We start from the raw sequence: 23059 nt of genomic DNA, 5'->3' as shown, positions 1-23059 counted from the left end.
TGTTGTGAAAAAATTTATATTAATCATATACTCTATATTCTTATTAACATTTAGTATTCTTCCCTTACTAATAATAATATTGCTAGGATTTTTAAATGAAAAACGCGAATTTACAATAAATAACTTTATTGGGCTTCTAAACCCAAGTTATCTTAGTATCTTTTCAAGAAGTCTAAAACTAGCAACAATAGCAACAATTTTCTGCATTTTAATAGGCTATCCCGCTGCTTGGCTAATTTCATTATCAAAAAAAAGTGCTCAAAATAAATTAATAATAATGATAATACTTCCCATGTGGATAAATACATTGCTTAGAACTTATGCCTGGATGAGAATACTTGGAAAAAACGGATTCATAAACAACTTATTTGAAAAGATAGGAATTGGAAATTTAGATCTTCTTTACAATGAACAAGCTGTTACAACAGGCATGGTATACAATTTTTTACCTTTCATGATCTTGCCAATATATACAGGACTTTTAAAAATCAAGCCAGAATACATTGAGGCAGCGCAAGATCTTGGAGCAAGAATGTGGCAAATACTAATTTATATAAAAATACCCCTAACGCTCTCTTACCTAGCAACAGGAATAATTATGGTATTTATTCCTTCAATCACGGTATTTATCATTTCAGATTTGCTAGGAGGTTCTAAACAAATTTTAATAGGAAACCTAATAAGCAAACAGTTTCTTTTCTTGGAAGATTGGAATACTGGTGCTGCAATTTCATTTATTTTAATGCTAGTAATATTAATTTTTAATTTAATAATAATAAAATTAATGCGAAAAAATAATGGGGAATAAAATATGTTTAGAACTTTTAAAAACATTTTCTTATTTCTAATACTCAGCTTTATTTACCTCCCAATAATAATCTTAATAATTTATTCCTTTAACTCTGGTGATAGCGGATTTATATGGCAAGGATTTAGCCTAAAATGGTATAAAGAAATTTTTGCTTCAAGTCAAATCAAGTCAGCAATATTTAATACAATTTTAATAGCTACAATTTCATCTTTGACTTCTGTTGTTATTGGAGTTATTGGTGCTTACGCAATCTACAAAGCAGAAAACAAAAAATTAAAAACAATACTATTGTCAGCAAATAAAATAACAATAATTAATCCAGACATTGTAACAGGAATAAGCTTAATGACATTTTATTCTGCAATAAAAATGCAATTAGGATTTTCTACAATGCTAATATCACATATAATCTTTTCAACACCGTACGTAGTAATAATAATTTTGCCCAAGCTATATTCTCTTCCCAACAATATTATTGATGCTGCAAAAGATCTTGGGGCCTCAGAAATTCAGATATTCTTCAATATAATTTATCCAGAAATAGTCGGAAGTATAGCAACTGGAGCTCTTATTGCATTCACATTATCAATAGATGATTTTTTGATATCATTTTTCACTACTGGGCAAGGATTTAATAATTTAGCTATTTTAATAAACTCGCTCACAAAAAGAGGCATAAAGCCCGTAATAAATGCTATTTCTGCTATACTATTTTTTGCAATATTGAGTCTTTTGTTTATTATTAATAAATTTATAGGAATTAAAAAATTAACAACAGATGCTGAGCTTTAAAATAAAAAAGGAGTACTTATGAAAAAAATTTTTATATTAATAACAATTCTTACAACCCTTGCTTGTACTAAAAAAGACACAATAACTTTAAACGTATTTAACTGGGCAGAATATATTGACGAAACTTTATTAGATCAATTCGAAAAGGAAAATAATATAAAAATTAATTATGAAGTCTTTCATAACAATGAAGAAATGATAGCTAAATTTAACACCACAAAGAACTACTACGATATAATAGTCCCATCAGAATATTTAATCCAAGAATTAATCGATGACGGTAAAATTACAAAATTAGATTACTCAAAATTACCAAATGTAACAAAAAATATTTCTCAAAATCTCACAAACCTAGAACATGATCCTGGCAATCTTTACTCAGTACCAGCTTATTGGGGATTAATGGGCATACTTTACAATAAAAATAAAATAGATTTAAATGACATGCAAGGTTTTGACATACTATTTAATGAAAAATATAAAAAAGAGATTACAATGCTAGATTCCCCTAAAGACAATATTGGAGTTGCTCTAAAAAAACTTGGATACTCAATAAATGAACATGATATAGACAAAATCAAAGAAGCTGGCGAACTTTTAAAAATCCAAAATCCACTATTAATCGGATATTTCTCAGATGTGCCTGCAAAATCATTAATGCTAAATGGAGAAGCATCTATTCAACTTACATGGAGTGGTGAAGCACAAAGCGCTATCCTAAAAGATAAAAACTTAGATTTTTATGCGCCAAAAAACACCAATCTATGGATAGACGCATTTGTAATTCCTATTGATGCTCCAAATAAAGACTTGGCTTACAAATTTATAAACTTTCTATACGACAATGAACCATCTTATAAAAATTTCAAAGAAACTAGATACAATTCTCCAAATAAAAATGTAATAAAAAGAATAGAAGAAGAAGCAAAAAATAATCCCGAAATGAAATTATATTTAGAAGAAAAATTTCTACCAAAAGATTTTTCCAAATTTGAAATTTTTAAAAAAATACCTAAAAAAATAAAAGAGGAAATGCTCAAAATATATTTGAATCTATCTTCCTAAATATTTAAATGCAAAAAACACCTTAAAAGCTTTCGAAATGAAAGTTTTTAAGTTTTTTGTCTATTATTTAAAAAAGATCTAAATATCAATCTTATATCAAGTCCAATTATAGACAAAGCAATCAATAAGATTAAAAATCCTTGATAAATTAAAAATGGGAAAATGTCAAAAGGAGAAAGCTTACCTTTTGTAAAATCTATAAGAGCTATAACATGCATACTATGAGGCAAAATGCTTAAAAAAAAGCACGAAGACATACAAAGTAAAGCCGCAATACGTTTTGAGTTTAAATTATTCTCCTTAGTTATTGATCTTACAACAGAACCGCTCATTAAAATAGCAAGTCCATTATTTGCAAGAAACGCAGTCAAAATGCCAACTAAAAACACAATTACAAACTCCGAAGTTCTTTTAGACCTTGACATTTTTTGCAATTTTAAAAGTAACCAATCAAACCCTCCATACTTAATCGCCATATAAGAAATTCCGCCCGTAAAAACAACAAGAATAAACATTTCTCCTAAGCCTAAAAATCCTTCATTGATTTTTTTAGCCAGCAATAAAAAAGTAATATCTGAGTAATAAATTCCAATACCACCAGCAACAACAATACCTAAAAACAAGGCCAAAAATACATCAACACCTGAAATTGCAACAACCATAACAAAAATATATGGAAGAATTTTAAAAAAATTTATCTCACTAGGCTCAATAATAAAACTATTAGCCTTGCTATAATAAGAGCCTAAAAATGCAAAAACAATGCTTGCTAAAATTGCTGCTGGAAACGTATAAAAAGCTCCATTTTTAAAAACATCAACAATATTAACCTTTTGAGTATGACTTGAAATAATAGGAGTATCTGATATTAAAGACATATTGTCTCCAAATGCCCCAGCACTAAGAATAGCCCCAGCAACCAATGGAAGAGAAATGTTTACCTTATCTGCAAGTTCCAAAGCAATAGGAGCAACAGCAACAACAGTCCCCATAAAACTTCCAGTAGAAAAAGACAAAAAAAGAGTAATTAAAAAAATGCCACATACTAACAAATTCAATGGAACATATTTAAGACCAATATTTACTACAGCTTCAACACTTCCTATTTCTTTGCAAACAGCAGAAAAAGCACCGGATAACATAAATATTAAAGATATAAAAATAACATCTCGTTGAGCACACCCCTCAATAAATTTATTCATTTTCGCTAAAAAAGATCCCCTAAAAATAATAAATGTTAAAACAATAGCAATAAACATAGCAAATACGGGGGGCATTTGATAAAATGCCTTTTCTATACCATTAAAATAAAGAACAAGTCCCGTGCCAATATAAATTCCTATAAAAAGGAAAAAAGGCATAAGTCCCCAAAAATTTGGAACTATATTAGTTTCTCTTTCCAATTTCAAACCTCCTAAATCATATAATACAATTAAAAATAATTTATTCTAAACAAAATTAATAAAAATTGAACAATACAAATCTTAAAATTTTCAAAATTTTTATTTTTTTGAAAAAAATAAAAAAACTTTTTTTATATCAATTCCCAAAATAGATAAAATAACAAAAAACAATAAAAATCCAAAATAAACTAAAAATGGTAAAACGCTAATTGGCGACACAAGCCCATTTGAAAAACCTACCAAAATAATCATTTGAGCACCATAAGGAATAATACCTTGAAAAATACAGGAGAACATATCTAAAATAGACGCACTTCTTTGAGAGCTAATGTTATTTTCAAGGGCTATCTTTTTTGCTACTTTGCCGCAAATAAGTATGGCAATTGTATTATTAGCCAGAAAAACGTCAACTATTGAAACAAAAGCACCAATAGAAAATTCAGCCGAACTTTTTCCTCTAATCAAAGATTTCAATTTAATAAGCAACCATTTGAAGCCTCCATTATGAATCACAATAAAAGAAACTCCCCCTGTTAAAATTGAGAGAAAAATTAAATCCGCCATATTTAAAAACCCTTTATTAATGCTTTTTATTACATCTAAAAAGTATAAATTACTATACAAAACACTAATAAGGAATATAGAAAAAATACCAAAAAAAAGAACTAAAAAAACATTCACCCCAGCCAAAGAAAAAAATATAATTATTAAATAAGGCACGGTTTTTACAAAATCTATTGAACTTTCATGTAAAAAGTTTGTAGTATTAATCAAATTTCCAGAAAGAAAGAAAAAAGAAAAAAAAGTTAATATAGCAGATGGAAAAGCATAAAAACTGCTACTAACAAAAACATCTAAAATACTACTGCCTTGAGTTCGACTAGAAACAATAGTTGTATCTGATATTAAAGAAAGATTATCTCCAAACATAGCTCCACACATCACAGAAGCTGCTATTAAATTGGGATTAATATTACTTTTAACGGCAATATTAAAAGCAATAGGAGCAATTGCAACAATAGATCCAACAGAAGTACCCGCAGAAAAAGAAAGAAAGCAAGTTATAAAAAATATACCAGAAACAATCCAATTGGGACTAATATATTTAATCCCTAAATTTGCTACAGTTTCAACACAGCCTATTTCTTTACAAAGAGAAGAAAAGGCTCCAGAAAGCATAAAAATAAGACACATTAGTATAATGTCGTACTGAGCAGCTCCTTTAATAAATATGTGAATTTTTTCGGAAAATTTTCCTTTAAACCCTAAAAAACAAACAATAGAAGCAAAAAACATTGCAACGCTAGCTGGCAGTTGATAAAAAGCCATCTCTACGCCAAGAACCCCCAAATAAATCCCTGTGCCTAAATATATAATAATAAAAACGAAAAAAGGAATAAGTCCAAAAAAACTTGGTTGAACTTTTACCTCAATATTTTCCATATACATCCTTTAAATATAAGCACTGTTTTTTAAAAAAGATTACTTATATTTTTAATGATAACGCAAATTATTAATCGATGCATAAACTTGTAATCCATTTAAGAGTAAAAATCCCTAATTTTCTTAAATTGTTTAAAAAGAAAAGAAAAATTAAATTTATCAAAAACTTTACTACTAAGTTGCAAGAAATAAAAATATGATGACGTTAAATTACAAATAGGATAGCATTAAAAATACATAAAAATAATAGAAATAAATTACATAAATTTTTTATCTCATTTATCTTTTTAAAGATTGAAAAATTAAATTTTACGCCAAAAATGATCTTTTTCTAGAATAGAATCTATTTCTTTTGGTCCTTCAGACCCATAAAAATAATTACAAATTTCAATATCTGCCCATTTATTTGCAATATCTGAAACAAATTCCCAAGAACTTTCAATCTCATCACTTGTAGCATACAAAGTGCCATCCCCCAAAAAAGCGTCTAACAATAAACGCTCATAAGCCTCATCGAACAATCTTTTATATGTACCATGATATGAAAATTCCATATTAGCAGTTTGAATTTCATAATTATATCCAGGTTTCTTGGTATTGAATTTAATTTCAATTCCATCTCTTGGCTGAATCCTAAATATTAAAGCATTGGAAAAATCAACAGAACTATTGCTAAAAAGAGTAAAGCTTGGTTTTTTAAATTGAATATATATTTCTGAAAATTTCCTAGCAAGCCCTTTGCCAGTTCTAAGATAAAAAGGAACACCGGACCAACGCCAATTATTAATAAACACTTTCATAGCTAAATAAGTTTCAGTACTTGAATTTACCAAAGATTCTGTTTCATCTCTATAGCCTTTTTTAAAAACCCCTTGAATTTGTGAGCCTATATATTGCCCCTTAACAATGCAATTCTTAATATCCTCTTTGCTAATTTTTCTTAAACTTTTTAAAACTTTAACCTTCTCATCATGAATAAACTCAGAATCAAATTTAATAGGAGATTCCATTGCAACAAGACTTAACAATTGTAAAATATGATTTTGAACCATATCCTTTAAAGCTCCAACAGAATCGTAATACTCAGCTCTCCCATCAAGACCCAATTCTTCTGCCACCGTAATCTGAACAAAATCTACATAACGATTATTCCAAACATTTTCAAAAATGGAATTACCGAATCTAAATGTAAAAATATTTTGAACTGTCTCTTTACCTAAATAGTGGTCTATCCTATAAATTTGATCTTCTCTAAAAGCAGAATAAAGCAAGCTATTTAATTTTTTTGCTGTCTCAAGACTAGAACCAAAAGGCTTTTCAAGAACTATTTTTGACAAAGTCAATCTTTCACTTAAAGAATATTTTTTCAAATGGTTAATTATTGGTCCATAAAATGTAGGAGAAGTCGAAAGATAATACACTGTTTCTCGGTTTTTATCTAAAAATTTAAATAATTTTTCATAAGGCTCCTTTTCATTAAAATCACCAAATACATAAATAAAAAAATTTAAAAAAATTTCAATCAAAGAATCGGTCTCTTCCTGCCATAAAGAATCTTTAATATAGAGTCTAAATTCTTTATCTGTAAAAATTTTACGAGAAAAACCAATAACCCTAAAATTGCTAATACATTTATTTTTAAACAAATTAAAAAGTGAAGGAATAAGTTTTTTCCTAGACAAATTCCCAGTAACTCCAAAAATTACAATATCGAAATTAGAAACACTTTTTTCTTTCATAGAATTTAGTCCAATCTGATCAATTTATTATATATTACACACATATATATATTCATAAATATTAACAAATAACAATTAAGCTCAAATTAAATATCATTTTTTTACAAACAAAACTAGTATATAATAAGGAGAATGAAAAATCTATCACTATTCACAGATTTTTATGAAATTTCAATGATGAATGCTTATTTTACAAAAGGTATTAATCCTAAAGCAAAATTTGAGGTATTTTTTAGAAAAACACCGTTTAAAAATGGCTATATTGTTTTAGCTGGAATGCATACATTAATTAATGAATTGAAAAATATTAGCTTCAATGAAAATGAACTAATATATTTAAAAAGTTTAAATATATTGGATGAGCAATTTTTAAACTTTCTCAAAGAATTCAAATTAAACATAAAAATAAGCTCAATAGAAGAAGGTCGTCTGGTTTTCCCCTATACACCGGTAGTTGTTATTGAGGGACATCTAATAGAATTACTATTAATAGAAGGGCTAGTCTTAAATATAATAAACTTTGAAAGTTTAATAGCAACAAAAACCGCCAGAATAAAAGAGTCTGGTGCAAAAATTCTAGCAGAACTTGGTCTAAGAAGAGCACAAGGAATAAATGGAGCACTCTCTGCCAGCAAAGCCGCCTATATAGGAGGAGCCGACTTTACAAGCAATATGCTTGCTGGATATAAATACAATATACCAGTCACAGGCACAATGGCTCATAGTTGGGTAATGAGTTTTGAAAACGAAGAACAAGCATTCAGAGAATATGCAAAAACATATCCAAACAAAGTAAGTTTACTAATCGACACTTACGACACGCTTAACAGTGGATTAAAAAATGCTATTAAAATATTTAAGGAACTAAAAGAAACAGGAAAAAATAATTTTTCAATAAGAATTGACAGCGGGGATCTTGAATATCTAAGCAAAGCAGCAAGAAAAGAATTAAATCAAAATGGATTAAATCACGTAAAAATTATTGCGTCTAATGAGCTTGACGAAAATATTATCATGTACTTAAATTCAATAAATGCTCCAATTGATATTTGGGGCGTTGGAACAAATCTAGTTACAGCAAAAGGAGATCCAAATCTTTCAGGAGTATACAAAATGATCTCTATAGAAAAAAATGGAGAATTTATACCAAAAATAAAAATATCAAATAACACAGAAAAATCAACGTTACCTGCCCAAAAAGAAGTTGCAAGAATCTATTTAAATGGTCAAATGATCTTTGATTTTATATTTTTAAAAGAAGAAAAAGATAAAATCAAAGATCACCTAAATTCAAAAAAAGAATTAACCATTTTTCATCCAATACAAGATAACGTTTCCAAAATCATCAAACAATATGACGATTTTGAATTTTTGATTCAGACTGTCTTAGAAAATGATAAACTTTGCAAAGGCTATGAATCTAGCTTAAACAATATTAGAAATAAAACCAAGCTTGACTTAAGCAATCTTGAGCATACGTACAGAAGAATAATTAACCCCCACATATATAAAGTGAGTATCAGTAAAAACTTAAGAAAGCTAAAAAACAAGCTAATAAAAGACAATAAAAGTAATTAATCTATGAACATATATAAAACTAACAAAGTAAATAATATTTACGAAAAAATAAAAGAATTAACTCAAAACGACAATATCTTTAAAAAAGAAACACTCATCATAGTAAAAAATGATCTTTTAAAAGAAGAAATCAAAAAAACTATAGCAAGACTTAATGATATTTCTTATAATCTAAATATTAAAAAAAATGCTATAAAAAGCATATATGAAATTTCTTTAAAAAATCCCAATATAAAAAAATACATAGAAAAGAACACTTTTTCATTTTATTTGGAAACGGAAAAATTCATTTTATATAACATATTGAAAACTGAAAAACTAAAATACATAAAAGATTTTAAATCAATAAAGAATAGGTACTTTTTTGCATCAAAAATAATAGATTTATTCCATAGCTATTACTCAAAATTTTCAAAATTAATTGAAACTTGGGAAGACAATGAATTTTTATTCCAAGAAGAAAATTTAAAACCCTACGAGAATATGCAAAAAGAAATATTTAAAAAGCTTTTTGAAAAGCAAAAAAATATTTTAAACTTAAATAAAAAAATAATTCAGGAAAAACCAACAAAAAATATTGCTATTGAAATTAAAAAAATAATATTTATTGGCAATAATAGAGAGATTGAAAAAAAAATTCTTAATTCTTTAGAAAAAATTTTTGATTTTGAAGTACATGTGTTAATTTTTGAAGATTTGCTCAACTATAAATCTACTTTTGTTAAAGAATTATTGCTAACAACAGGAAAAATCAACACAACAAAATATCAAGCTTTAGAAAAAGTAGATATTGAATTATTTAAAGGTGAAAATTTCTTAACAAGCATTAAAAACAACATTGTAGCACAAACTCCACTTTCAAAATTAGACGATAGCTTTAAAATAATAGAAGCTAAAAATCAAAAACGTGAAGTAGAAATTTTGGTAAATCAAATAGTACACTCAATGCAAAAAAATAATTTGAAATTAAGCGAAATAGCAATAACTTGTTTGCAAGAAAAATTTAATGAATATTTGCCATATATAGAAGAATGCCTAAATAAATATGAAATTGAGTATAGTGTTTTATACTACAACAATTTGTCAAGAGGAGAAAGTATAATAGCCTTAAAAAGATTAATGGATCTTTTTATATCAAAAAACGGAACAATTAGCAATTTCAGCAGAAAAGAAGTATTTAACCTACTAAGTAGCAATAAAGTAATGAAAAAATTTAACATATCAACATCTGAATTAAACTATTTAATAGAATTTAGCGACGCAATGAACATTAGCTTTGGCATAAACAACACTCACAAGGAAAATCTAAAGTATGATCAAAACTTTTTAAACTCGTGGGAAGACGGATTTAATCGATTCTTAATGTCTGAAATATTTGACGAAAAATACGAAGGAGAAATTCAAAAAGAAAATACAAGATTTCAAGATCAAGAATCAATAATAAAACTTATAACAATAGTAAAAAGTTTATACGAAGATATAAACTTTTTTAAAAATAAAGCATATAAAGTATATGAATGGGCAGAAATAATAGAAATTTTTATTCAAAAATATATTGATCTTGAAGAATTTAATATAACTGATGAATACTTACAAAATAAAATAAAATCCTTTAAAAATTTCCCCAAAGATTTAAATGACAATCTTTACAAAAACTATTTAAAAGAAATTAATGAAATAAAAATTGAATTTTATCTTTTTAAGATTATGCTTGAAGAAAGTCTTGAAAAAGAAAAATATGGAGTAATGTATAAAAAAAATGGAATATTGATTGCCAATTACAAAGAAATAGAATATCTTCAAAAAAAAGAAATTCATTTTTTGGGATTTCAAAAATTTAACTCTAAAATAAATTATGATAATATGAATTTGTTAAATGAATACTATGAACATGAGAACACCGAAAAAGAAGCAATTACTACTCTTTTTAATTTAATTTTTGCAACATCAGAAAAATTTTACATTTACTACTCATTTCAAGACAATGTAAACCCAGAAATTAATACATCAAAAACAATAAACAAAATACTTGATCACATACAAAAGTATGAAAAAAATTTTCAAATAGAAAAGCATCCAAATGAAAATCATGATCTAGCATATTTTAAAAATGCAAAAGAGAATTATTTAATAAACTATGATTTAGAAGCCTTTAATATCGCAAAAATACTACAAAATTCTAAACCAATTAAGTTTAAACAAAATAAAATTCAACTAGAAAGCCCAATTAAGTTAAATTTATATGAATTAAAAAGCGCTCTTTCTAATCCTTACAAACATTTTTATGAAAAAACTTTAAATGTTAAAATACAAGACATAAGATTAGAAAATGAAATCAAAGAAAAACAAGAAGAACAAATTTTTAGTGCTATTGAGATTATTTACGGGCTTATAAAAAATTCAACACTACTACATGAATACATAATGGGAAAAAAAGATGATGAAAGTAAAGTAGTAGAAATTATTAAAAACCATATTAGACATGAAATACAACAAGGAAATATTCCTTTCAACATAGATCAAAAAACGACTGTGAATGATATCTTCAAAAAAATTAATAAATTAAAATATAATGCTACTAAAAGCTTAAAAGAGCTTTCAATAATGATAAAAACTAAAATTAAATTTTGTCAAACAATAAAACTAAATTTTCAAAAAAAAAATATAGAATTTGAATTAAAAAAAGATATTGAAAATGTATATAAAATCGAAAACGATTATTTTTATTTAAATTTTGTAAAAAAAGACTATTGCAGCATACCAGATAAAATAAAAAATGAAATAGATCTATACATAACAGGACTGCTAATAAAAAAAGAAATACAAAATTTCAATTCATTAACAGAAATAAAAATTGATCTTGAAAACTTATCTGCAAAAACAACTATTTGTTATCACCACAAAGAAATAATAATTGATGACATTGAAAATATGCTTATGCAATTTGCATATATATCAAGCTATCCAACTCCAATTTACCAAAGCCTTATAATTAAAATTTTAGCAAAAACAAATCAAAATAATTTTTCAAATTGTTTTAAGAATTTAATAAAAATGCAAATAAAAAACCCTTCCAAAGCTTATTTCACAAGCAAGGCGCACGAGAGATTCTTAAAAACTAGTGAAATAACACTCTGTGATTACTATAACAGATTTAAAGGCACTCATGATTTCAAGCTAAACGAAAATTTATTAACATTGATAGAAAAATTTTACATTAAATTCGCAAGGACAAAAAATTAAAATTTATGGACAAAACCCTAGAAAAAATTCAAAATAATACAACAATATTAATAGAAGCATCAGCAGGAACTGGAAAAACTCACATACTTGAAAATGTGGTTATAAAGTTAATGCAAAACAAACTATATTCCATAAATGAAATTTTGGTATTAACTTTTACAAAAAAAGCCACAGAAGAAATGCACACAAGAATACTAAAGGCAATAGAAAATGCTTATTTTAACTCAAAAACAAATGAAATTTTAAAAGAAGCTTACGAGCAATCAAAAAAACTCTTTATATCAACAATCAATAAATTCGCATTACATGCCTTAAATAATTTTCAAATTGAAACAGAAAATTATTCAAAATATAAACCTAAAGAAAAATTTTCAAAAGAAATAGATGAAATAGTTTATGACTTTTTAAGAAAATCAGATAGCTTGGCTCAAGCTCTTGATATTAAAGACTATGAACTTAAAGTATTTAAATCTGATGCTAAAAAAACAGAAGAAATTGTTTTAAAAATAAAAAAAGCTTACGAAAGAGATACAACTAAAGAACTTGAAGATTGGCTTAAAGCCCAAACAACATTCGAAAACGTTCTTCTTAAAAAGGAAGAATTGATAAAAGATTACAACAAAATAATAGAAGACTTAGACAAAATGACAACAGATGAAATATTGAGTTTTTATAATAAGCACATTCAAACTGGCAAACTTGAAATAGAATACTCTAAAGAAAACGACATATTCAAAATAGCAGAAACATTATTAAAAAATAAATTTTTTTCAACTTTAATAGAAAAAGAAATCAAAAAAAATACTAAATTATTGCCCAAAGAACTTAAAATTAAAAATGATTTAATCTACTTAGGAATTAATATTAAACATGAAAAATATAAGTCAGAAGACAATAGAAATAAAAATAGAAATAATTTAAAGCAATATGTTATTTTAAAAGTTGAATACAAAATACTAAAGTATATAGAAAAAGAACTAGAGAAAATTATTAAATCAACAAACTCAATAGATCAAAATTACATAATTTCAAATTTAAAAAATTACTTAAAATCAGAAGACAAAAAGCTTCTAAACGCAATCAAAAATCGATACAAAATCATTTTAATTGATGAGGCACAAGACTTAAGCTTAACTCAAATCGAGATATTTAAAATATTAAAAACAGCGGGAATAAAACTGATATTTATAGCCGATCCCAAACAGATAATATATTCTTTTAGAAAAGCAGACATTTCTTTTTATAATAAAGAAATAAAAAATAAAATTAGCACAGATGCCAGAATTGTACTAAAAACAAATCACAGATCAAGTAAAAAGCTCATTGGGCCGTTAAATAAAATTTTTAATAATATATACAATAATGCAATAACCGATGAAATTGAAAAAATTGAATTTACCAATTCAATTCCAAATCAAAAAAATGACAATAATAACATTTTAATTAATGAAGAAGAAATAGAAGGAATCAATATAATAACCGCAAATTCCGAAAACGAAGAAGACATTTACCAAAAAACAGCATTAACAATAAAATATTTACTTGCATATGGAAAAATTGCTGAGAACAACAAGATTAGAGATATTAAAATGCAAGACATTAAAGTACTTTGTAGAGGGAAAAATGAAATCAATTTAATTGATAAAGCATTAAAAAAAGAGCAAATCCAAACAAACAAAACCCAAGAACAATTTTTAAAAACCAAAGAATTTAGCGAGATTTTCTATATTCTTAAGTGCTTAGACCGAAAACAAAGTTTTAAAAGCTTAAATTATATTCTAAACAGTAAAATATTAAACGTACCATGGAATTTACAAAGAATTTTAATAAAACAGGACAAAATTCACCTTATAGAAGAATTTATTGAAAATGTAACAGTTTTGCTTGAAAAAAATGAAATAACATTAATAAATGCAATCAACAAAATCACATTCGAAAAAAGCTTGTGGATCAAAATTGCCGATAGCACTAAAGATCAAAAAATTATTGAATGGGCAAAAAATAGAATACATTACAAAGGCCTTCTTATTAAAGAAGGTAAACTTGAAAATTTAAAAACCTATGAAACAACACTTGAGATCATCTCTAAAATATATCATAAAGAACAAAACATACAATCTCTAATCTCTACTTTAGAAAGTCTAATAATAAACGAAGAACCCGAAGAAATAGAAGAAAGACCTAATAATATAACTAATGATGATGAATCTATAGAGCTAATGACAATACATAAATCAAAAGGGCTTACCATGAATATCGTATTTTTAATAAATACATCTCCAATAGAAAATAGTAATATTTTTTCAAGAAAAAATCATTTTTACAAATTTTATCAAGACGGAAAAATTGAATATGATTTTTTTAAATTAGAAGAAAACAAAAAATATGCAAGACTAAAAATACTAAGTGAAGAAAAAAATATATTTTATGTAGGGGCAACAAGAGCCAAATTTGCCCTTTTTATTACAAAAACAAATAGCATAACTAGCAAATTATTAGAAATAGCAAAAATTTTTACTATCGATGGTATCAAACATGACTTTAACATATATGAATTTATTAACCAAAAAAGATTTAATAAAAAAAAGAACAATGCAAATGTAAATACGAAATTAGTTCCACCAAAACCAGTAATTAAAAACATGTTTAAAAAAGAATATACATCTAGTTTTTCAAGTCTAACAGCACAAGCTCATCATACTACATTTTACGAAAACTATGATTTTAAAAATATTAACTATGAAAAAGAAACAGATCTTGATTACGACCCTACATTAGAAGAGGCTCTACCTAAAGGAAAAGATAGTGGCAATATTTTGCATGCCGCAATGGAGAAAATAATCTTTAGTACAGCAAAAGATACATTTGATAATTTTAAAAAAAATAACATTGAAATTATTGAAAAACAAATACAAAAAATTAATTCAAATCTCAATACAATAGAAATACAAAATTCATTAACTAAAATGATTTATAATATACTAACTTATAATATAAAAGCAATTAATACTCGTCTGTGTGACATTGAAGAATTGCAAAAAGAAATGGAATTTTTAATCAAAATAAATCCTAAATTCCAAAAACAAAAACATCTTTTTGACAACCACTTTGAAGATCTTCACATAAAACTCCGTGATGGATATTTAAAAGGAATAGTAGATCTCATATTTAAAGCTAATAATAAAATATATATTCTAGATTACAAAACAAACTATCTTGGAAAAGATAAAGATGATTATAATATAGCAAATTTAAAAAATATAATAAAAAAAGAATATTATGATTTGCAATATAAAATATATGCACTTGGCATAAAAAAAATATTATTTAAAAACAAAAGAGAATATAATCAAAAATTTGGTGGAATAATATATATTTTTACAAGAGCATTTAAAGACAATATTGAATGCTTGCAATCAATATCTGAAAATGGTATTTATTTTGATCTTCCAAAATTTAATGACGTGGATTTAGATAAAATCATTTCAGAATTAAGTATAAAAAGGCACTCATGAGAGATTTTTTAGTATTAAGAGAATTTTTAAAAAATAAAAACAAAAAATTCTTAACTCCTGAGCTTAAGCTTTATGAAATAATTGAGCTTTTAAATATCAATAAAAAAAATTGCTATAAAGCACACACACTTGCGGGGTCAATAAACAATGAAGATATTGTAATATTTTTAATATTTTTATTTAACTACTTTGACAAAGGCCACTTAAGAGCTGATATAAATCTATTAGCAAAAGATATTCAAAATACAATAACATTCGCAAAAGACAACTTAGAAAAAACTAATAAAGGTTATAACAAATTAATAAAAATGTTAAAAGATTTAGAAACATTTGGAAATCTAGAAACTATTCAAAATATAATCTCACTTTTAAAGAAAAGTAACATACTAATGGAATTTAATAAGCTTAAAATTACAACTCCCCTAATTCTAGAAAACAATATCTACATTTATACTCAAAAAAACTATAGAGAAGAAGAAGAGCTAATAAAACAAATTATAAAAAGATTAGAAAACCATAAAAGTGAATTAAATGACAACGAAATACAAAATATAATATCAAATTTGAACACCAAAAATTTAAATAAAGAGCAAATTACATCAGTAAAAAAGGCATTAAAAAGCAATTTTTTTCTATTAAGCGGAGGCCCTGGAACAGGCAAAACTACAACTATTAACTATATCTTAAAGGCAATCAATAAAACATTAAACAATAAAAAAAAATTAGTCGCAATTACAGCACCTACAGGAAAAGCAAGCTTAAGATTACAAACAAGTATCAACTATTCATTCAAAAATTTAGAAATAGAATGCAACACAATCCAAAAATTATTGGGAATCAAATTTATAAACAAAAAAAATCTATATGATGAAGAAAACCAACTAAATTTTGACGTAATAATAATTGACGAAGCTTCAATGGTAGATGCATATACTTTTTTAAAGCTATTAAAAGCAACACCAATGACCACTAAATTAATAATGGTAGGAGATAAAAATCAACTCCCATCGGTAAATGAAGGAAATGTGTATTCAAGTCTTTTAGGAATAAAAAAAATAAATATCGACAATGTAGAAGATCTTAAAGAAAATTTCAGAAGCAATAAAGAAATAAACTTGCTCTCAAAAGCCATATACAAAGAAGATAGCAGTTTGATTTGCAAATATATTAATAACAATAAAAACATTCAATTAAAAGAAATCGAAAAAATAAACTTAAAAAAAGATCTAATAGAATATATAAACAATTTATATGAAAAAATACCCACCTTTGATCTTAAATTACTACAAGAATCAAAAATCGAAACAATACTTGAAACTTTACTTGAAAATATAATTTTAAGTTCAAAAAATTTTGGGAAATTTGGAACTAAAACACTAAATGAAATAATAAAAACTTATCTAAAAAAAACCTATGGAAACTATACTGGTCAAATAATAATGATAACTAAAACTGACTATAAAAATAAATTATTTAATGGAGAAAGAGGCATCATTTTTACTGAAAATTCTAAATTTTATGCTTTATTCCAAAGAAAAGAGGAAAAATATAAAAAAATAAATTTAGATTTACTAACAAATTATGAATTCAGCTTTGCTACAACAATACACAAAAGCCAAGGATCTGAATACAAACATATAAAAGTAATATTGGAAAATAATCCTTTTTTGACAAAAGAACTTATGTATACAGCAATAACAAGAGCTAAAGATAGCTTAGAAATAATTTCTAATAAAGAGACTATTCTTAAGCTAAGCAAAAAATCTAGTGAAAGAGACTCAAAAATACTAGAACACTTAAACTCATTTAAAGAAATTGACAAATAAATTAAAAACAACTATAATCTTTTAACAAGAATTACTTTGGGGGCGTAGTTCAGATGGTTAGAACGCCTGCCTGTCACGCAGGAGGTCGCGGGTTCGAGACCCGTCGCTCCCGATAGCAGCTTTTATGTTTTATTATATCAACAACTTTTCTTAGGGAATTTGTTAACACTCTGGTGAGTTTTGAGTAATAAAGAATTACAAATGTTTAATTCAAAAGCTGTAATTTAAGTAATTCAAAAAAATAAACCTTATAAGGAAAGGAGAATATAAAATGAATCTAAAAAAATACTTATTTTTTGCTACTTTACTATTGATTTCAACAGCTGTTTTCGCACAAACCAACACAAAAACAGGAAATATATTTCCAAATAAAAACTTAAGCCAATTTGGAGTAGAAGAGATTTGTCCAATATGTGGATATGTTAACTGTGTTTGCGATGAGAAAGGTACAGAAATCGCTGCAAAAATCACTCAATCAAATACAACAGGCTCATTTGCGGGCATAGCTATGCTTGCATTGTTAGCAGTTATAGGATTAGCTCTAACAACAAATAAATTGTATAAATTAAAAATTTAAGCAAACTAACTACTGTAGCTTTTTTAAAAGCTACAGTAAAGTTTTAAAATCAAATTTTTAACTCCATTTAAAAGATTAAGAAATACAAATGTCCTCAATCCTAATCTCACAAAGCATCTTTTCAACATCTTGAAATTCACAAAGACTGCCTTTTAATGCTGTAGCTGTACCGGCTGCAACACCAAATTTAAATGAATCTTCCAAAGTATTTTTATTATCAAAAGCATACACAAATCCTGCAATCACAGAATCTCCTGCCCCAATAGTGCTAATAGGGCTAATCTTTGGAACAAAGGCTCTAAAAGCAACATTGTTGCTGCCAATAAAAATAGCTCCGTCACTTCCCATAGAAATTATAATATTTTGAACCCCACTTTCCACAAGATTTTTTCCAATTTTAATCAATTCTTTTGTAGAATTAAATTTAGAATTAAAAAGATCCTCAAGTTCATAGATATTAGGCTTTATTAAAAAGGGATTTAATTGAAGAATTTTTTTTAAAGGTTTGCCACTAGTATCAATGATAAGCTTAATATCATTAGAAATGATATTAGATATTTCATTGTATGCATTCTCACCAAGAGCTTTAGGAACGCTTCCTGACATCACCAATATACTATTATTTGCTAAACCTTTAAGCTTATTTTTTAAAAGTTCAAATTCATCCTCAGAAATATCTGGAGAATTGGCATTAATTTCTGTTTCTCTGCCATTTGCTATCATTTTAATATTTAATCTTGTATCATATTTTATTTTAATAAAATCGTTTTTTATACCCTTAGAATCAAGAGAAAATTTTATATAATCACCCGTAAAACCTCCCAAAAATCCAAGAGCCGTACTAGACTTTCCCAAATTTTCAAGAACAGTACTTACATTTATTCCCTTACCACCAGCAAAGAAATTGTTATTCAAAGCATAATTAAGACTTTCTTCCTTAAATTCTTTTAAAACTATTTTATAATCCACAGAAGGATTAAGTGTTAGAGTATATATCAAGATAATCTCCTTTAATTGATAAAATCAATTAAATAAATGTAAAATTTAACAAATATATATACACTATATAATATATAAAGGTGATTATTATGCAAAATTTATTTTCAAAAAACTTAATTATTTTAAATTACAATGCAACCAGCAAAGAAGATGTAATTAGAAAAATGGCTAGCATGCTCAATGAAAATGGATATTTAAATGACATGGAAGCATTCATAAATGAAATTAAAAAAAGAGAAGAAATTAACGGGACAGGCATTGAAGAACATATAGCAATGCCCCATGCAAAAGGCAATTTCATTAAAAAACACGGAATTGCTATTCTAAGAGTTGTTGGCGATGGATTTGATTTTAACTCTTCTGATCAAAAACTTTCAAAACTGTTTTTCATGATGGCTCTCCCCGAAGAAACTCCTAGTAATGCGCACATAAAAGCTATATCATATCTAAGCAACACTTTTAGCAACAACTTACTAAGAAATGAACTGATGAGCACAAATAATGAAGATAGATTTTTAGAAATAATTATGAGTAATGGCAATACAAATAAATCTAACAATTTAAATACAAAAAAAGATTTCATTCTTGCCGTAACAGCATGTCCTGTGGGAATAGCTCACACTTATATGGCAGCAGAAAGCCTTAAAAAAGCAGCCTTAGAATTAAACATAAACATAAAAGTAGAAACAAATGGATCTAGTGGAACCGAAAACCCATTAACAGAAGAAGAAATAAAAAACGCAAAGGGAATCATTATTGCATCTGGTAAGACTATAAACAAAGAAAGATTTATCGGAAAACCTTTAATTGAAGTAGGGGTAAAAGACGGCATACACAAAGCAAAAGAACTTATTCAAACAATTCTTAAAAACGAAGCACAAATTTACAACAAAAGCAATACAAGCACAACCGCCGAAAAACCTAAACAAAACCAAAGAATAGGAATTTATAAACACCTAATGAATGGGGTCTCATTTATGCTTCCATTTGTAGTTTCAGGAGGAATAATAATAGCAATATCATTTATGTTTGGAATCAAAGCATTTGATATAAACGATCCAAGCTACAATAAAATAGCAGATATTCTGATGCAAATCGGCGGTGGAAGCGCATTTGCTTTAATGATCCCAATACTTGCTGGCTACATTTCATTTAGCATAGCAGAAAGGCCGGGACTTGCACCTGGAATGATTACAGGATTAATGATGAGCAATGGAAATGCGGGATTTCTGGGAGGCATCTTAGCCGGATTTATTTCAGGATACGTTACACTAATTGTAAAAAAAATATCTGACAAAATCATTCCTGGCAATTTAAGGGGAATTAATCCAGTATTAACTTATCCTTTTTTATCAGTTATAATTTCAGGAATTTTAATATATGTAATGCTTAGTCCAATATCATTTATTAATGAATCAATAACAGATATGCTAAATCAACTTAGCGGAACTAATATGGCAATACTTGGAGCTTTACTTGGGGGAATGATGGCCATAGATATGGGAGGACCTGTAAATAAAGCTGCATACGCATTTGGAATTGCAATGATAACTGCAAAAAATTATATTCCTCACGCAAGCATAATGGCGGGAGGAATGGTGCCGCCTATAGGAATTGCCCTTGCTACAAGTTTATTTAAAAACAGGTTCTCAAAAGAAGAAATAGAGTCCGGAAAAGTTTGTTATTTTCTAGGAGCGTGCTTTATTACAGAGGGAGTAATTCCATTCGCAGCATCAGATCCTTTAAGAGTAATACCTGCATGCATACTAGGATCATCTGTGGGGGGATTTATTTCTGCACTTTTTAAGGTAGAAGTTATAGCGCCACATGGTGGGATATTTATTCTACCAATAGTAGTAAACCCATTAATGTGGATAATATCTATCTTAGCAGGATCAATTTTAACAGCTGTTTTAATAGGAATTTTTAAAAAAGAATACAATGCAAGAATATAAACTTAATCGTTTATATTCTTGCACTTCTGTCAATAAACTACTCTAAGTTTTATTGGTGTTTCAAGACTCAATCCTTTAACCATGTCCATCTCAAACTTTAGCGTGTTTGAGTTAATCTGTTTGAATCCAAATTGTTCTTGAACATTTCTAGAAGTCTTAACTATAAGATTAAGTTTTGAATTGTCAATAAGTTCGCTAGCTTTAGGAGTAAACTCCGATAAAAAATAAACCAAAACATCTTTATACTCTTCAGCAGACATTGGAATCTCATCCGATGGCAAAAGAGCAGCAAGTGCATCACTAATATATTCTTTATTTTTATTAATATTCTTAGTAGCGTTTTCCAAATTAATATCAAGTTCAATAATATTTTTACCATCTTTTTTTTCTATCTTAAAAACAGAAATATCAGATTTTTCCATATAATCGCCTAAAACTTTAATTAAATTATCAAACTTAACAACTAAATTAATAGAATCCCCTTGGGTTTTAATACTTAAAAGCTTAAGTCCAAGCTTTTCTCCTCCATTTTTAAAGTATTTTTTTATTTCATCTACAGGGAAAAGAGGCATGCTTGCAACTTCTCCTCCCACCAAAGTTGTTAAGAGCTCTTTTCTAATTCTTTCAAATTCTCCATTAACATTGACAAATATTGAAACAATACCGCTAATATCATCTTTTAATTCAATTTCAACATTAGAGCTACAAGCAAAAAAAACAAACAACAAAATCCAGCTGACAAAACGCTTTCTCATGACAAACTCCAAACTAATATACAGTTAAAAATTATTATAATAGAATATATAGCTATAAAGCAATAAAATTAAAGGAGAACACCTATGGTGCACGATAAAACACTAGAACCAAAATTTTTTCAAAATCTACTAGACAATAGTCCTACACCTTATCATTTAGTAAACTATATTGAAGAGAAATTAATAAACTATTTTAATGCAAAACAATTAAAACTTGATGAAAAATGGAAAATTGAAACAGGATCGTATTACATAAAAAAAGAAGGAACTAGCCTTATTGCCTTTAATATTGACATGGAAAAAAAATATGAGCCGTTTCTAATAGCAACAGCACATACAGACAGTCCAGGACTAAAATTAAAAATAGATGCAACAGAAAACACAAGTGGCGTATTCTACAATCATATTGAAGTTTATGGTAGCCCAATAATTTCTACTTGGATTGACAGAGACTTAAGTTTAGCAGGAATTGTATATTTCAAAAAAAATGAAAATATCAATTCAAAATTAATCAATATTGAAAACATAGGAATTATTCCAAACCTTGCAATCCATTTAAACCGACAAATTAACGAAGGATTTGGATATAATACTCATGACAATTTAACAGTAATAAGTAGCACTAAAAAATCAATAAAAGATAGCATCTTAGAACAACTTGGAATAGAATATGAAAATTTTCTATCTTGTGATTTAATATTTACAGAATCACAACCTTCCAAAATAATAGGAACTGAAAAAGAATTTTTATCCTCGAAAAATCTTGACAACAAATCAGGATGCCATGCAATCATGAACTCTTATATTCATGCAAGCAATAATAAAAACAAAATGGCTGTATTTTTTGATAACGAAGAAGTAGGATCTCTAACCTCAAGAGGCGCTGATTCCAATTTTTTATCAGAAGTTTTAGAAAGAATTGATCTTGCTCTTAACTTAACCAGAGAAGAGCATTTAATAAAAACAAACAAATCATTTAATATTTCGTTTGACAGCGTTCACGGTATTCATCCAGGATACACATTTAAACATGATCCAAAATATCAAGCAACTCTAAGTAAAGGCATAGTTGTAAAAAACAGCGCCAATTTCAGATATGCAACAACTTCAACAGGATTTGCAAAATTAAAAAACTTGGCTATTAAAAATAATATTAAGATTCAAGAAATAATAATGAAAGCAAATGTTCCTTCAGGCACAACAATTGGTCCAATCTCAAATGCAAGAACAGGAATAGAAACTATTGACATTGGAACACCAATGTGGGCAATGCACTCCCTACGCGAAACAGTATCAATAGCTGACCACATAGAAGCAATTAAATTGCTAAGAGCTTTCTTTGAACAAGGAATTTAAAA

At 26.9% G+C, this 23059-nt stretch carries 15 protein-coding genes and 1 tRNA gene; 11 read left to right on the top strand and 5 right to left on the bottom strand.

What is annotated here, in order from left to right; genetic code table 11:
- Positions 1–4 precede the first annotated feature (4 nt).
- The 3 genes from QIA27_RS03755 to QIA27_RS03745 are packed head-to-tail and all read left to right on the top strand — an operon-like array spanning position 5 to position 2668.
- Positions 5–808 carry an ABC transporter permease gene (locus tag QIA27_RS03755; RefSeq protein WP_301353979.1) on the top strand — a complete coding sequence of 268 codons (804 nt, stop codon included), beginning with the start codon at positions 5–7 and terminating at the stop codon, positions 806–808.
- A 3-nt stretch (positions 809–811) separates the two neighbouring features.
- Positions 812–1603 carry an ABC transporter permease gene (locus tag QIA27_RS03750; protein WP_301386482.1) on the top strand — a complete coding sequence of 264 codons (792 nt, stop codon included), beginning with the start codon at positions 812–814 and terminating at the stop codon, positions 1601–1603.
- A gap of 18 nt (positions 1604–1621) precedes the next feature.
- A complete protein-coding gene (locus QIA27_RS03745; RefSeq protein WP_301403627.1) occupies positions 1622–2668 on the top strand; it encodes an ABC transporter substrate-binding protein in 1047 nt (348 codons plus the stop codon).
- A 47-nt stretch (positions 2669–2715) separates the two neighbouring features.
- Here the strand turns inward: QIA27_RS03745 and QIA27_RS03740 are convergent, their stop codons facing one another.
- The 3 genes from QIA27_RS03740 to zwf form a co-directional block, all read right to left on the bottom strand.
- Positions 2716–4071 carry a Na+/H+ antiporter NhaC family protein gene (locus QIA27_RS03740; protein ID WP_301353971.1) on the bottom strand — a complete coding sequence of 452 codons (1356 nt, stop codon included), beginning with the start codon at positions 4069–4071 and terminating at the stop codon, positions 2716–2718.
- 99 nt (positions 4072–4170) lie between these two features.
- Positions 4171–5514 (bottom strand): Na+/H+ antiporter NhaC family protein, encoded by a 1344-nt coding sequence (locus tag QIA27_RS03735; RefSeq protein WP_301386480.1) that lies wholly within the window; start codon positions 5512–5514, stop codon positions 4171–4173.
- A gap of 302 nt (positions 5515–5816) precedes the next feature.
- A complete protein-coding gene (gene zwf / locus QIA27_RS03730; RefSeq protein WP_301386479.1) occupies positions 5817–7253 on the bottom strand; it encodes a glucose-6-phosphate dehydrogenase in 1437 nt (478 codons plus the stop codon).
- A gap of 132 nt (positions 7254–7385) precedes the next feature.
- Between zwf and QIA27_RS03725 the strand changes: the two genes are divergently transcribed.
- The 6 genes from QIA27_RS03725 to QIA27_RS03700 all read left to right on the top strand — a co-directional run bounded on the left by QIA27_RS03725 (position 7386) and on the right by QIA27_RS03700 (position 17992).
- Positions 7386–8831: a nicotinate phosphoribosyltransferase gene (locus tag QIA27_RS03725; protein WP_301353965.1), complete on the top strand. Its 1446-nt coding sequence runs from the start codon at positions 7386–7388 to the stop codon at positions 8829–8831.
- Between the two features lie 3 nt (positions 8832–8834).
- Complete coding sequence (locus tag QIA27_RS03720) at positions 8835–12074, top strand: PD-(D/E)XK nuclease family protein (protein WP_301403626.1); 3240 nt, start codon at positions 8835–8837, stop codon at positions 12072–12074.
- A gap of 5 nt (positions 12075–12079) precedes the next feature.
- A complete protein-coding gene (gene recB / locus QIA27_RS03715) occupies positions 12080–15589 on the top strand; it encodes an exodeoxyribonuclease V subunit beta (RefSeq protein WP_301403625.1) in 3510 nt (1169 codons plus the stop codon).
- Positions 15586–17415: an exodeoxyribonuclease V subunit alpha gene (recD, locus tag QIA27_RS03710; protein ID WP_301403624.1), complete on the top strand. Its 1830-nt coding sequence runs from the start codon at positions 15586–15588 to the stop codon at positions 17413–17415. The genes recB and recD overlap by 4 nt, the downstream gene beginning before the upstream one ends.
- 38 nt (positions 17416–17453) lie before the next feature.
- Positions 17454–17527 (top strand) — tRNA-Asp (locus QIA27_RS03705).
- 159 nt (positions 17528–17686) lie between these two features.
- A complete protein-coding gene (locus QIA27_RS03700; RefSeq protein ID WP_301403623.1) occupies positions 17687–17992 on the top strand; it encodes a hypothetical protein in 306 nt (101 codons plus the stop codon).
- A gap of 75 nt (positions 17993–18067) precedes the next feature.
- Here QIA27_RS03700 and pfkB read toward each other — a convergent pair whose 3' ends face one another.
- Positions 18068–18991 carry a 1-phosphofructokinase gene (pfkB, locus tag QIA27_RS03695; protein WP_301403622.1) on the bottom strand — a complete coding sequence of 308 codons (924 nt, stop codon included), beginning with the start codon at positions 18989–18991 and terminating at the stop codon, positions 18068–18070.
- 89 nt (positions 18992–19080) lie between these two features.
- On the opposite strand from pfkB, the gene QIA27_RS03690 reads away from it, so the two are divergent.
- On the top strand, positions 19081–20946 hold the full coding sequence (locus QIA27_RS03690; protein ID WP_301403621.1) for a fructose-specific PTS transporter subunit EIIC: 1866 nt from the start codon (positions 19081–19083) through the stop codon (positions 20944–20946).
- A 29-nt stretch (positions 20947–20975) separates the two neighbouring features.
- Here the strand turns inward: QIA27_RS03690 and QIA27_RS03685 are convergent, their stop codons facing one another.
- Positions 20976–21701 (bottom strand): hypothetical protein, encoded by a 726-nt coding sequence (locus tag QIA27_RS03685; RefSeq protein ID WP_301353949.1) that lies wholly within the window; start codon positions 21699–21701, stop codon positions 20976–20978.
- Positions 21702–21785: 84 nt separating this feature from the next.
- Between QIA27_RS03685 and QIA27_RS03680 the strand changes: the two genes are divergently transcribed.
- Positions 21786–23057 carry a M18 family aminopeptidase gene (locus tag QIA27_RS03680; RefSeq protein WP_301403620.1) on the top strand — a complete coding sequence of 424 codons (1272 nt, stop codon included), beginning with the start codon at positions 21786–21788 and terminating at the stop codon, positions 23055–23057.
- Positions 23058–23059 lie beyond the last annotated feature (2 nt).

The sequence above is a fragment of the [Borrelia] tanukii genome (genome assembly GCF_030439725.2).
In the GTDB taxonomy this organism is placed as follows: Bacteria; Spirochaetota; Spirochaetia; order Borreliales; family Borreliaceae; genus Borreliella; species Borreliella tanukii.
The sequence above is the reverse complement of the archived record's forward strand: the minus strand, read 5'-3'. Positions and strand labels throughout refer to the sequence as shown.